Source organism: Leifsonia sp. SIMBA_070 (assembly GCF_046534635.1).
Taxonomy (GTDB): Bacteria; Actinomycetota; Actinomycetes; order Actinomycetales; family Microbacteriaceae; genus Leifsonia.
In genome coordinates this window covers 1-12,774 of record NZ_JAWRYK010000001.1, presented here as the reverse complement: position 1 = coordinate 12,774, position 12,774 = coordinate 1, and the positions used below count along the sequence as shown (strand labels likewise).

10 protein-coding genes and 2 pseudogenes are annotated in these 12,774 nt (G+C 62.6%); 6 read left to right on the top strand and 6 right to left on the bottom strand.

The genetic code is table 11. The annotated features are described in order from the left end of the window. Positions 1–80: 80 nt before the first annotated feature. Positions 81–1,178, top strand: a complete 1,098-nt coding sequence (locus SB754_RS00060) for an ROK family protein (RefSeq protein ID WP_410780309.1) — start codon at positions 81–83, stop codon at positions 1,176–1,178. A 245-nt stretch (positions 1,179–1,423) separates the two neighbouring features. Here SB754_RS00060 and SB754_RS00055 read toward each other — a convergent pair whose 3' ends face one another. From SB754_RS00055 to SB754_RS00035, 5 genes and pseudogenes are all read right to left on the bottom strand, one after another. Beyond that, positions 1,424–1,831, bottom strand: a complete 408-nt coding sequence (locus tag SB754_RS00055) for a beta-galactosidase trimerization domain-containing protein (RefSeq protein ID WP_410783232.1) — start codon at positions 1,829–1,831, stop codon at positions 1,424–1,426. 43 nt (positions 1,832–1,874) lie between these two features. Then, positions 1,875–1,973, bottom strand: a pseudogene (locus SB754_RS00050) (beta-galactosidase); the annotation flags it as partial. Positions 1,974–2,058: 85 nt separating this feature from the next. After that, positions 2,059–2,955: a carbohydrate ABC transporter permease gene (locus tag SB754_RS00045; RefSeq protein WP_410780308.1), complete on the bottom strand. Its 897-nt coding sequence runs from the start codon at positions 2,953–2,955 to the stop codon at positions 2,059–2,061. A gap of 18 nt (positions 2,956–2,973) precedes the next feature. Continuing rightward, entirely contained in the window at positions 2,974–3,915 is a 942-nt protein-coding gene (locus SB754_RS00040; protein WP_410780307.1) for a carbohydrate ABC transporter permease, read from the bottom strand. Beyond that, positions 3,912–5,237, bottom strand: a complete 1,326-nt coding sequence (locus SB754_RS00035) for an ABC transporter substrate-binding protein (RefSeq protein ID WP_410780306.1) — start codon at positions 5,235–5,237, stop codon at positions 3,912–3,914. Before SB754_RS00035 ends, SB754_RS00040 begins: the two co-directional genes overlap by 4 nt. A 182-nt stretch (positions 5,238–5,419) precedes the next feature. Between SB754_RS00035 and SB754_RS00030 the strand changes: the two genes are divergently transcribed. From SB754_RS00030 to SB754_RS00010, 5 genes and pseudogenes are all read left to right on the top strand, one after another. After that, the gene (locus tag SB754_RS00030) at positions 5,420–6,067 is read left to right on the top strand and encodes a TetR/AcrR family transcriptional regulator (RefSeq protein WP_410780305.1); all 648 of its coding nucleotides are present in this window, start codon (positions 5,420–5,422) and stop codon (positions 6,065–6,067) included. A 707-nt stretch (positions 6,068–6,774) separates the two neighbouring features. Beyond that, on the top strand, positions 6,775–9,822 hold the full coding sequence (locus tag SB754_RS00025) for a glycoside hydrolase family 2 TIM barrel-domain containing protein (protein WP_410780304.1): 3,048 nt from the start codon (positions 6,775–6,777) through the stop codon (positions 9,820–9,822). Position 9,823: 1 nt separating this feature from the next. Then, positions 9,824–10,021, top strand: coding sequence for a hypothetical protein (locus tag SB754_RS00020; protein ID WP_410780303.1), 198 nt, complete (start codon positions 9,824–9,826; stop codon positions 10,019–10,021). Between the two features lie 27 nt (positions 10,022–10,048). After that, positions 10,049–10,774 (top strand): annotated as a pseudogene (locus SB754_RS00015) (aldo/keto reductase). Positions 10,775–10,830: 56 nt separating this feature from the next. Continuing rightward, positions 10,831–11,028, top strand: coding sequence for a hypothetical protein (locus tag SB754_RS00010; protein WP_410780302.1), 198 nt, complete (start codon positions 10,831–10,833; stop codon positions 11,026–11,028). Between the two features lie 509 nt (positions 11,029–11,537). Here SB754_RS00010 and SB754_RS00005 read toward each other — a convergent pair. Then, a complete protein-coding gene (locus SB754_RS00005) occupies positions 11,538–12,080 on the bottom strand; it encodes a GrpB family protein (protein ID WP_410780301.1) in 543 nt (180 codons plus the stop codon). Positions 12,081–12,774 lie beyond the last annotated feature (694 nt).

The window sequence follows — 12,774 nt, the reverse complement described above, 5'->3', positions numbered from 1 at the left end:
AATGTGGATTCATGTCGTTGTCGCCCCCTCTCGTCGTTACGGGGTGGCCGAGAATGTCCGCCCCCGCACGCGCGGTACTCATGAGCCTGGTCACCGGCGGACCCTCGTCACGGTCCGAACTCGCCGCCGAACATGGCGTATCCCGCTCGAGCCTTACCCGTATCGCGCGGGAGCTCGTCGATAACGGCCTGGTTGTCGAAGGTGTCACAGAGCTGCGGGCGCCCACCGGCCGACCCTCCGAGCTGCTGCGCGTAAAACCGGACGCGCGCCACTTCGTCGGCATCAAGCTCACCGCCGACGTGCTCTATGCCGCGGTCGTCGACCTGGGCGGAACCGTCATCGCCGCCGCGGAGCAAGCGCTCGGCTCGCGGATCCCGGCCGAGGTGGCCGCCCAGATCGTGGGGACGACGCGCTCGCTCCAGGTTGAGACGCCGACGATCGCCGGCGTCGGCGTGACCCTGGCCGGCTCGGTCGTGACCGTCGGATCCGAGCAAATGGTGATCGACTCCGAGTTCCTCCAGTGGCGCGACCTCGATCTGTCGTCAGTCCTGTCATCGATCGACGGCCTCCCCGTCACGTGGGGCAACGACGTGCAGGCTCTCGCCGCCACCGAACACTGGTTCGGACCGGGCGCCCACCTCGACTCCCTCGTCCTGATAACCGTGGGCGCCGGAGTCGGATGCGGCATCATCGCTAACGGCGCACTGGTCCTCGGGGCGACCGGCTCCCCGGGTCGCCTCGCGCACCTGCCGATCGACCGTTCTGGCCCGATCTGCAGAAGCGGCCACCGCGGCTGCGCGAACGTCTACCTCACGAACGACGCGATCGCGCGCTCGATCTCCCAAGCGCTGGGGAGTCCGGTGAACTACGCGGAGGCGGTCGAGCTGGCTCAAGCACGGAACCCTGCGGCGTTGAGAGGGTTCGACGACGCGGGCGCAGCTCTGGGTCAGGCGGTAGGGTTGGTCTCGAATCTCCTCGACCCGCAGAAGATTGTGGTGACCGGCGACGGTCTCGCTCTCTGGGAAATCTCCCCCGCCGCCATCCGGCACGGGATCGAACTGTCGGCCGAACGGGCACCCGAGCTCCTGAAAGTCGAGGCGGTGCCGTTCGAGTTCGAAGAGTGGGCGCGCGCAGCCGGAGTCCTGGCGCTGCAGGCCGCCGTCGACATCGCACGGTGAAGCCGCATGCGCCCAACCAAATCCCGGGCCCAGAACCGTCCGCGTGGCAAACCATATCCATGCGGAGTGGACTCCGGGCGACCGGCTGGCGGCGCGAAACGTGTTCCTGATCTCCACTGGACCGATCAACGGCGATCTCAGCGCGGGCCGCGCCTTCCAAGAGCCACATCAATGCGGCTTCGTTGCCGACCTCGAGAGACACTCCCTCAGCGTCGCGCCCACTGAGGAGTCCGTGCCGTTAAGCGTCACCGACACGGGACGGTCGTCGTGGTGATCACGAACCGCAGGTCCCCCCCGGACCGACTCCACGAATCCGTCCGCTGCTGCTCCCTTTTCGAAGGGAACCCCGAACCGGAGATCCGGCTCTCGTCGATGAGCTGCTGCAGGACGGCGGACATTCCGTCCTGATCCAGTCGGGTCGCAAGGAACCACGCGCCCCCTCGACATGACCGTTTCGTGTAAGCGCGGGCCGGCCGGCGACTGGCCCGCTCGAAGCCGGCGCGGGGCTGCGCATCCGTGACGTGAACTGACTCCGCCCACTCGGCCGCAGTCGTACACCCCTTGAAGAACAGATCGCCTCTGACGTTGACGACTGGCGGTATCGTGTGGATCGACTTGACGGGGATGCCCCGCGGGCGCTGTGCGGCCCCCAGCGGCCAGAACTCCTCAATCCACAGGCCGCTCCGACAGCGGCCAGTTGACGCCGCCCAGTTGCATGAGCTGAACGTCTTTGTCCCACACGTCTTCCGGCCATTGCTCCGGGTTGTAGTCCCCGCCATACCAGGGTGAGTCGATGAACGGTAATCCGATGGGGTCAGGGGTTCCTTTCGCGCGTACTCGACGAGCGCGTCAGAGTGAGAAAGACAGGTCGACGAGTCGGCTACTTGATGGCTCCTGCGCTGATACCGTCCACGATCTGGCGCTGCGCGAAGAGGTAGAAGACCAATACCGGCACGATGGAGATCAGGGTGGCCGCCAAGAGGATTTGTGGCTGTGGCGTCTCGGCCGAGACGAAACTCGTCAGCCCGCGCTGGACAGGCATCAGCGAGTTGTCGTTGAAGATGACGAGTGCCATCAGGTACTCATTCCAGACCGCGAAGGCCTGGATCACGGCCACAGCGGCAATCCCTGGTTTGGCGAGCGGAAGCATGATGCTCGAGAAGATTCGCACAGCGGATGCCCCATCCAGTGCCGCCGCCTCCTCGAGATCCTCCGGCTGAGACGTGAAGAAACTGCGCATGATCAGGGTCGATATTGGAATGCCGGTGGTGATCAGGATGAAGATGTACCCCTGGCGGGTGTTCGCAAGATCGAGAGCTAGGAGCACCTTGTACTGAGCAAGGAACATGGCCGGCGCGGGAATGATCATGACGGCAAGGATGAGCGCGGTGAAGACGCTCTTGCCCTTGAAAGGGATACGTGCGAGCGCGTATCCGGCGAGGCTCGACACTAGGAGAATGCCGGCCACCGCGCACAGCGTGTACATGGCGCTGTTCGTCAAGTACACAGCGAGATTGCCCTTGACCCAGGCCGTGGCGAAGTTCTGCCACTGGGGAACCTCGGGCAGGATCGCATCGCCCTTGAGCAACTCCGGCAGAGTCTGCATGGAGCCTGACACCATCCATAGAAGAGGAAAGAGTGCACTCAAGGCGGCAACGGCCAAGAGCGAATACAGGGCGACACGCGCAGGTCGTATCGCTCGTGGGCGTTCTGTGAGCCTGCTCGGCGCTGCATCCCGGATCTCCGTGTAGCTGGTTGCTTTGGTCGTGGTGGTCATCTGAGACTTTCCGTCGGTTCAGGCGTTCGCTCGCCGACGCGAGAAGCCCAACTGGAGCAGGGACAGGAGAACGAGCGCGCCGCCGAAGAGGACGGACATTGCGGCGGCCTCGCCGTAGTTGTTGTACGTGAAAGCCTGCGTGAAGATCTGCAAGGTGGGGACCATCGTCGAATACCCGGGGCCACCGTTGGTCAGCACCTGCACGGTTCCGAAGATCTGGAGGGCAGCAAGCAGCGTAAGAAGGCTGACGATGGCCGTGACAGGCGCAAGCTGCGGCCAGGTGATGTAGCGGAATCTGCCCCAGGCTCGCGCACCGTCCAGCTCAGCGGCTTCATACAAGTACTTCGGGATATCTTGCAGACCGGCGAGGAAGAGGATGAACCCGAAACCCCAGTGCAACCACAGGAAGACACCGATGACGGCCCACAATGCTGTCGTCGGATCGTTGAGCCAGTCATGCTCGAGCCAAGGCAGCCCCGCCCAACCGAGGAGCTTGTTGAAGATTCCCGAACGGGAGTCCAGCATGGCCGAAAAGACCATTCCGACGACGACCACCGAAAGCACGCTCGGCAGGTAGTAGACGGTGCGGAAGAACGTGCGTCCTTTGCGGACCGCATTGACCGCGAGGGCCATCACGATAGCGATGCCATTACCGACAATGAAGCCGACCGCACCGAAGATGACTACGTTCTTCATCGATGCCCAGAAGGCTACGTCTTTGAATGCGGCCTGATAGTTCTGGAAGCCGACCCACGGCGTAGCAGCGCTGACGCCATCCCATCCTTGGAAGCTGAGCAGCATCGCCTCGACGAACGGCACCAGCGTGAACACCGCGATCAGGGCAACCGCGGGCAACAGGAATAGGTACCCGGTGATGGTCCTGCGCCGCGTGACGAGGCGCCGCCTGCGCGGCGCCCCGGAAGGACGCCGCACAGGGGCGCTTTGGACGGAGCTGGTCACTGGCTGCTGTCCTGCGCACTCTGAACGTCGGAAGCAACTTCATCAACGCTCATCTGCCCGAGGACCAGCCGCTGGACGTCACGGCTGATCGCATCTTTCACCTGGGGGCTGAACGTGTTCGGGATGAGCTGGAGGTGCTTGATCCCCTGCGCGAACCCAGTAAGAGCCGGGGGCAGCTTGGATGTGTCGTTGATCAGGGCAGGGCTGGTCGGGATAATGAAGGCCTGATCGGCGAAGTATTTCTGCTGAGCCGGCTCGGTCAGCCACTTGACGAAATCAAGGGACGCCTGCACGTTTTTACCCCGCGGGTTTATCGAGGCGCCCTTGCCGGGAACCGCAGCGCTTCGCGGGGCGTACTTGCCGTCGGGTGCCTTCGGCAGCGTGAAGGAAAAGTACGCGGTGTAATCGGGGGATGTCGCGTGGCCGACCGACACCCCGGGCGACGCGTCGAAATAGGCCCCTACGGTGTGCTTGGTGAAGAAGTTGGTCTCTACCGTTGGATTGTCGTTCGCGCCGCCCGGTAACGAGGCACCTGAGATCGCCCCGGCCTTCTTCAGGTCGGCGATGAACTGGAACGCATGTTTCCACCCGGCCGACGTCCACTTGTACTTGCCGTTGAACGTGTCTGAGATTTGCTGGTCGGTCAGCCAGTTGGAAGCCACATTCTGAAGGAGGTACGGCGTCAACGATGCTGCAACCGAGAAGCCTCCAGTTCCAGACCTATTGCTCGCGGCGAGCTGCTTGATGAGGTCATCTGTGGTCTGGGGCAGCTTGTTTGCGTTCAGTCCCGAGTTCTTGTCGTCTGCAAGAACCGCATACGACAGGGTCTCCCAGTGGACGGAATACGTTCCGGGCTTAACGCCGAGGTTGTTGCCCTTGTCGAAGGAGGAGAGCTTGATCACCTGCGAAGAGAAGCTGTCCCCCCACGCGCCCTTCAGCTCCTTGCTGAGGTCCATCGCCCAACCGGCCTTGTAGAAGGGAGCCATGGTCGTGTGATCGAGCGCGGAGTAGATGTCGGGCATCTGCTTCGACTGGGCGTCCGCCTGGAGCTTGGCCGGGAAGTCCACTGGGCCCGGGGTGTCGACCGTGACGATCACACCGGTCTTCTTGCCATATTGTGCCGCCAACGCAGTCAGGGCGGCCTGCTGGCCTCGGGACTGGTTGAGAAACGTGATATGCGCTCCGCGGTCACTCGTCGGTGAGCCTGTGGTCGCTGATCCGCCACTCGCGCAGCCGGCAAGCAGCAAAGCAGCGGTGCCAACGACGACGGCCGATGTCACGGCCGCGCGTCGAGTCGATCGAATCGCTTTCTGTGAATGCATGTCCTCACCTTTGAAAGACGGCCGGACCCGTCCGGCGCTGTTGACAAGACGGGCGTTCCAACGCCGCCCGTGAGTGAACTCCGAGTGCGTTATAGAGTTCGGGAGAAGGCTAGCTTTGACTCTCCATGCTGTCAATTCTTAGGAGATAAGAGTTTTGGCGCATTCTTGAGTAATATTTGCTTATGACCAGCACCGTTGGGATTCGCGGCCCGCGCGGCAGCTATGCCAAGACCAAAGAGCGACGCCAGTCGATCGCCCAGGCGGCATTGGACCTCATCCTGGAGCATGGACACCGGGCGCTGATCACCGCGGACGTCGCGCGAAAGACCGGGTTGAGCGAGCCGGGAGTTCTCTATCACTTCCCCACCAAGGACGACCTCCTTCTCGCGGCCCTTCGGCTGTCCGACGAATTCGAATGGTCCACCATGCCACTCGGAGAATCCGTCCGGAAGGCACCCGAACGCGCAGCCGAGAGCCTCAAGCGAATCAATATCGTCCGCCTTCACACCGCGATGTTCGGCGAGTCGAGTGATCCCAGCCACCCGGCTCATAAGTACTTCAAGGAGCGGTGGCGAGAGGGCGACAGACGAATGACCGAGAGCATCCGCCGATTTCAGGCAGTGGGGGTGATCGATGAAAGCGTCGATCCGCGCCAAGCCTCCCGGTGGATCCACACCGCGTGGGAGGGGCTGCAACTCCAATGGCTTGCGGAACCCGATTTCGACATCGAGACAGAGCTGCGCCAGTTGATCGAGCGCGTGCTTGGCGTCAATATGTGCGAGATCGACGACGAGGCCGGCACTTCAGCGTCGAAGAGCGGCAGAGCCTAGAACCGGGGCCTCCCCGATCGACGCACGAGCGAAATAGCTACGCGGTTCGGAATATTCCTTCGGTGGTCAATGATGGCGAACCGGTCCGCGACCCGAGTGTCGACGAGACGCCTCCGACACGCACGTCCACGTCACCGGTATCGACGACAAAGCACCATCACTCGCCGCGTAACCACATGCCGTCATCGGCAGCTCGAAGACAACGCGTCACGTCTCACCGGTCTCCAGCTCAACACGCGCAAACTCGACCTAGTGTTACGCGGGCCGGGTAACACCGCCGGTAGGGAGACTGCGGTACAGCTGCGCCACCTCGGGGGCTGGCAGCTGGACGGCCAAGCGGGGTGTGATCGCGAAGGTACGCCTGGACTCGCTGTTGTTCAGCCGAGCAGTCCCGGCAGGGGGCCTCCAATGACGCGCGCCGAGATCTGGCCGGTACCTTGGCGAGCAACGGGGCCATCTGTTCGTCCGTACCCCTGTAGGCCCTTGATCTGGTTGGGAAGCACCGACGTTGGCTGGCAAGCGTTCTCCTCGAGCGTCATCGACGCCAGCAGATCGACTGCTCTCTCGGGAAAGAGTGCCCCGCCTCTTCGCGAGGTGGCATCAATGCTACTCACTTAGATTTAGCCACACGGGACCCAACTGAACTATGCTCGCCAGTAATTTGGCATCCGATTGCCAAAATGTACCTCCCGCTGAAGAGGAGTCTCGTGACCTCACCGCAGAATCCGTCAGGACCATTCGATCGTTCCGGCCTGCACGCCGTGAACCGCCTCATGACGAGCACGCTCCGCCGACCGGCCGAGCTCTCCCTCGACGGCGTCTGGCAATTTCAGTTGCTCCCGTCCGACACCGCCCCGAGCACCGGAGCGTGGCAGGATGTGGTCGTCCCCAGCCTGTGGACCATGTCGTCCGAGGAGGATCGCCCGCAGTACACCAACGTGCCGATGCCGTTCGAGGAGGTGTACCCGACGGTGCCGGCGCATAATCCTGTCGGCGTGTACCGCAGAGAGTTCGAGTTCACCCCGGGCAGCGGACGACGACCGATCCTGCACGTGGGCGCCGCAGAAGGTTACCTGAGAGTCACGGTGAACGGCATCCCCGTTGGCACAAGCGGCGACTCGCATCTGGCCGCCGAGTTCGACCTCAACGGCGTCCTCGTGGAGGGCACCAACCTCCTTGAACTGTCCGTCAGCAAATGGTCGTCAGCGAGTTATCTCGAAGACCAGGATCAATGGTGGCAATCCGGAATCAGCCGGCCGGTCTACCTCTACTCCATAACCGACATCAGTCTGGCGGACGTCTCGGTCGTTGCCGATTTCGATCCCGAGTCACGGCTCGGCAGCCTGAGCGTGGTAGCCGCCACCTCCGGCCTGAAACACCAGCCGGCGGTGGAGCACAGCATCCGAATCCGGGTGCTGGGCGAAACTCGATCGACCGGTATCGCCGCACGCACGCCCACCAAGACGATGCCGCCGCCAGAGCGCGACCGCTCGGAGCGGCCTCCGCAGCGCTTCCCCGAGGATTTCATGGACATGCTCAGCCTGACAGCTGCCGACGCTCCACCTCCCCCGGAGTTCATCGCACCGGCGTCAGCCGTTGGTGACACAACCCCACAAACGGCACAGGCCGACCCGGGGTGCGCCCGCGTCGACCTGACACAGCTCCACGTCAAACCATGGTCGGCCGAGTCGCCCGAGCTGGAGGACCTGGTCGTCGAACTTCTGAACCCTGACGGCGACGTCGTCGACTCGACGGCTCTGCGAATCGGCTTCCGTCGCGTTCGCGTCGAAGGCCGCAACCTTCTAGTCAACGGCGAGCCGATTCTGATCCAAGGGGTCAACCGCCACGACGTCGACCCCGTCACCGGTCGAGTGATGACAAGGGAGCGCTTCATGAGCGAGCTCGCGCTCCTCAAGCGCTTCAACGTCAACGCCATCCGCACGTCGCACTATCCCAACGACCCTGTCTTCCTCGACCTCTGCGACGAATACGGTTTCTACGTCGTCGACGAGGCAGATATCGAAGGCCACGCCTTCGCCGACACCATCGCCGATGATCCGCTCTACCTACCGGAAATTGTCGAGCGCGTGTCCCGGATGGTCCTTCGTGACCGAAACCACCCCAGTGTGATCGTCTGGTCGCTCGGCAACGAGACCGGTTACGGGTCAGCTCACGATGCGGCTGCCGCCTGGACGCGACGCTTCGACCCGACTCGACCGGTACAGTACGAGGGCGCTGTTTCGGCGAACTGGCACGGCGGACATGCGGCGACCGACATCGTTTGTCCGATGTACCCGGCGTTCTCAAGTATCTCCGCATACGCCTCCCACCCCCAAGCCGACCGTCCGCTGATCTTCAGCGAGTACGCGTACTCGCAGGGCAATTCGACCGGTGGGCTCGACGAGTACTGGCGCCTCTTCGAGAGTCTCCCTGGGGTGCAGGGCGGATTTCTCTGGGAGTTCCTGGATCACGCGCTCGACCCTGATCGGTCGGGCAGGATGCTTTACGGAGGCGACTTCGGGGACCCCGCGAATAACGGGCAGACAGTTCTCAACGGTATCGCCGCGTCGGATCTGACCCCGCGGCCCGCGATGTTTGAATTGCGCGGAATCTTCAGTCCCATCTGCGTCGTCTCAGACGCGCAGGCCGCCCACGCGGGTCGGCTCAGGATTCGCAACCGACAGTCCTTTGAGACGCTGGACAGGTTCGTCCTGGAGTTGCACGTGTCAAGCCGCTACGGAAACAGCGCAGCAACCACCGTCGGCACACCCGAAGTGGCGGCCGGCTCGGAGGCCACAATCGCGATCCCCGAAGAGATCGTCAGAGCACTTCAGGACGCCTCAGCTCTTGCCCTCAACATCACCGTCCGTACCCGCACGGCCGCCGTCTGGGCCCAAGCCGGCTCGGAAGTCGCCGTCCACCAGGTGGTCGTCCGCTCCGCATCCGAACCGATCCGCAGCGGAGACTCAGGAGCCGCCGAGGTCGACGAGGACGGCCGGATCGCGCATCCGCTCCTCGCCCGCGCACCCCAGCTGGCGCTCTGGCGCGCGCTTACCGACAACGAGCTGTCTTTCGCGCTCGATCAGAGGTTCGTCCGCTCCGGGTTCTTCCGCCTCGACCTCGACGGACCGCCCCACGTCGGCCAACACGCCACTACGACAGAAATCGTCACGCGGTATCGAACCGCCTTTGGCGACCCTGTGATCCACCGCCGCACCGTCTCCCGACTCGGCGAAGAGGACTACCTGTTCGACGAGGAGGTCACCCTTCCGGCCGGCACCCGAGACGGCCTTCGTGTCGGGATGAGATTCGAGCTGGTGCCTGGGTTCCAGACTGCGGAATGGGTCGGGCTCGGGCCGTGGGAGAACTATCCTGACCGCCAGGCGAGCGCCCTCGTAGGTCGCTGGACCAGCGAGATCGACGAACTCGCCGTACCGTATGTCCGGCCGCAGGAGAACGGGAGCCGAAGTGGGGTCACCCGGCTGGAGATCCTCGGCGAGCACGGGCGCGTGACGATGCTGAGCGAAATTCCGCTTCACATGAACGTCAGCCGCCATTCGCCCGAACAACTAGAAGCCGTCGACCACTGGTGGAAACTTCCCCCGTCGCCAGCAACGGTGGTGCACATCGATGTCGCCCAACGAGGCGTCGGAACCGGTCGAATCGGACCGGACACCCGTCCCGTGTACCGGCTTTCCGGTGACCGCTACGTCTGGTCCTGGCGGCTTCGTTTTGACGAGCACCACGAGTTCTGACTTGACGACCATCGAGCCTCTACTTCCCCTCCGACCACTGGGACTCACCGGCTTGCGGGCTACCCCGGTCGCCGTCGGCACCAGCGCCTTGGGCGGCATGGCCCGTGCGTACGGATTCGAGGTCGATGAGGAGGTCGCGATCGCAACGATCGAGGCTGCGCTGGCGAGTCCTGTGAACTTCATCGATACGGCCAATTAATACGGGAAAGGGGCGAGCGAAGAGCGTATCGGCAAAGCGTTCGCCAGAGCCCCAGCCTCTCGTGGAGTGGTGCTCGCCTCAAAGGCCGACCCGTTGCCAGGAGGTCCGTTCGACGCTTCGCGCGTTGTGGAGTCGTTCGCCGGGAGCACCGCGCTGCTCGGCGTCGAATCGGTGAAGCTTTTCTACCTGCACGATCCGGATCGGTACGATTTTGCCCACATCACGGCCCCGAATGGCGCCCTCAACGGTATGAAACAGCTGCGGGCGGAAGGGCTGGTCGACTCCATTGGCGTTGCCTGCGGAGACGTCGCTGAGCTGCGGCGTTACCTGGACACCGGCGCCTTCGACGTCGTGCTGAACCACAACCGCTACACCCTGCTCGATCGGTCCGCCGAGCCCCTCATAGGTCTGGCAGCGGATGTGGGCATGGCATTCGTCAACGCCGCCCCGTACGCCAGCGGCATTCTTGCCGGGTCTAGCTAGCGACAAGCTCGATACCGTTACCGCAGTGCCGGCGCGGAGGTTATAGCCAGCGCGGAGCGCCTACGCAATCTATGTCGCCGCTTCGACACGGACCTTGCAGCAGTAGCGCTTCAATTCTCAACGCGGAATCCGCACGTCGCATCGACCGTGGTGGGTGTATCGCGCTCTGGAAGGATACGACAACTGATCACCAACGCGACAATCCCGATACCCGAAGAGGTGTGGTCCGAACTGGACGACCTCACGACCGAGCTCGGGATCCTCCATTGAGCAAATGAATCGCGAGCGCCGGGCAGGCCCCCTGCGGCTTCGCGCACCCCCTCAACGTGCTCACCTGCAACCTCGTCGAGAAGAAGGAAGGTGATGTCGAGATTTCGGCCGCTGGAAAACCAATCGAGGAGATGGTAAGGCCTAGCAAGGCTGAGCGCGAAGCGTTCGGCCGAGTGATTGGCAAGCGCGAATACGCAGCCTCTGAAGCCGCTATCCCGGCTTGCAAGCGCGATGGTCATTTTCTTCAACGCTGATCCGACTACGGCGCTTCCTCGATCACCCCACTCTTCGGGGCGGCCTTGTCCCACTCAATCAGACGAGGGCGTACTTCCTTTGCCACTGCACGTGGAACGACCGTGTGCTTGGGGCTTCTACACGGAGATGCATGAGGTAGTGGTGCGGCTCGAGGAGTTATCCGACCGTCATGGCCTTCGTAATCAGTTCCTAGCGCTTCGCGTAAATGTAGAAGGAGTTTTTCAGCCTTGCGCTTGAGAAGCGCTTAGCTCTGCTCGGCGAACTAGTCGTATTGCCGGTATCGCGCTCGAGTCTGCCTCTGAGGTCGGTGACGCAAATTGCTGAGCTGCGCTGCGCCTCGCTTGACCGTTTGAACTCGCGCCCGACATCCGTGGACTTCAGCTAGACCGCATGGGGTCAGGGACCGCATGAGGCTTACCGCGTTCGGGACCTAACCCATTCCTCCTCAGCAATCGCACGAAAGGCCTGGTACCACGTCAGCGGAAACGAAAAGAGGTGGGCCTTTCGGTCATCGCGCGTCGGGACGGTACTCCCGGGCCCAAGTAGCAGCGGCAGCCCGGAGGGAATCGAGGAACTCACGCTTCTGGTCTTGATATCCAAGCATGCTCGCCCGCGACTTGGCGACGGCGCTGAGCTTGACGAATCCATAGCGGGTCGCCCACTCCGGATGAATGCGCAGAAAATCGCGAACCTCGATGTTGGTCTGCCAGAGCAGTCCGCGATATTCAACGACGCTCACATTGAACGCGTCTGCTCCTCGCTTGCGCCAGAAGTATCGTCCCGGGCGACGACCGTCCTCACCCAGATACTCGTATCCGAGACGTGCCAAGCCGTTAATAGCTGCATCGGGTCCGCTTCCTTCGCAGGCGCCGACTAAAATGTCGACGATCGGCTTCGCAGGCAGTCCCGGCACGGCAGTGCTTCCAAAGTGCTCGATACCAAGTGCGTATTCACCGAGCACTAATTCGATCCGTAGCGCCTCGATCCGATACAACTCGAACCAACGGTCGTCATGAGGCGTGATTTCGACCCAGTCCTCCTCGGCACTCATCCGGCAAGCATCGCACTCATTGATCCGGCAACAAAGAGGTTCGCTACCCACTGCCCCAACCGCTGATCGCCTACTTCTGCTCGTCCGCTCTAGTGCGCCGCGTCAAGAGGCCACGGTAATTCACAAGATCAGCTGGTTCGTCGGCATCAACAAGCGGCGCCTCTACCATTCCTCTGGCATGGAACGCCCGCAAACCACGGTTGCTGAAATCAAGGCAGACGCGGCGAGAAAGAGCATCGATTGCATCGTGTGCTCGATGGAACTGAAAGACGCGCCAGCGGGCTCCCGATGATTCCGACGACGACCCGGCAAACAAACATCCAATGCACTGGTTGATCCGGGACGGGTCAGCAGTCGAAGAACGGCCCGACCGCTTGCCCTGCAACCCGGTCTCCCGCCGCCCATGTTTCCAAACCGAACGTGAGGGCGATCCGCCGGATGGAGGAAACTCTCGGAGAGGTAAGCGGAAAAGGCATCGAGAAAACGGTAAGGACCAACAAGGGGGGGGAAGACGAGAGCGAAAATCAACCAACACCATTAGGCGAAACGGTAGAAGGGCCAAAGGCCAAATCGACATCAAGGGGCTAATGCACGTACGCGCTACTCTTGCGGAGTAATGTTATGTCTCAGGACATAGGTGACGATTCTGCCTCAGGACATCGGTAACACTTCAGCGGTCTTTGGTGGTGACACT

What these genes read in the sequence shown, in the direction of transcription:
- SB754_RS00030 (WP_410780305.1), top strand. Translation starts at nt 5,420, where the DNA reads ATGACCAGCACCGTTGGGATTCGCGGCCCGCGCGGCAGCTATGCCAAG.
- SB754_RS00060 (WP_410780309.1), top strand. Translation starts at nt 81, where the DNA reads ATGAGCCTGGTCACCGGCGGACCCTCGTCACGGTCCGAACTCGCCGCC.
- SB754_RS00035 (WP_410780306.1), bottom strand. Translation starts at nt 5,237, where the DNA reads ATGCATTCACAGAAAGCGATTCGATCGACTCGACGCGCGGCCGTGACA.
- SB754_RS00005 (WP_410780301.1), bottom strand. Translation starts at nt 12,080, where the DNA reads ATGAGTGCCGAGGAGGACTGGGTCGAAATCACGCCTCATGACGACCGT.
- SB754_RS00045 (WP_410780308.1), bottom strand. Translation starts at nt 2,955, where the DNA reads ATGACCACCACGACCAAAGCAACCAGCTACACGGAGATCCGGGATGCA.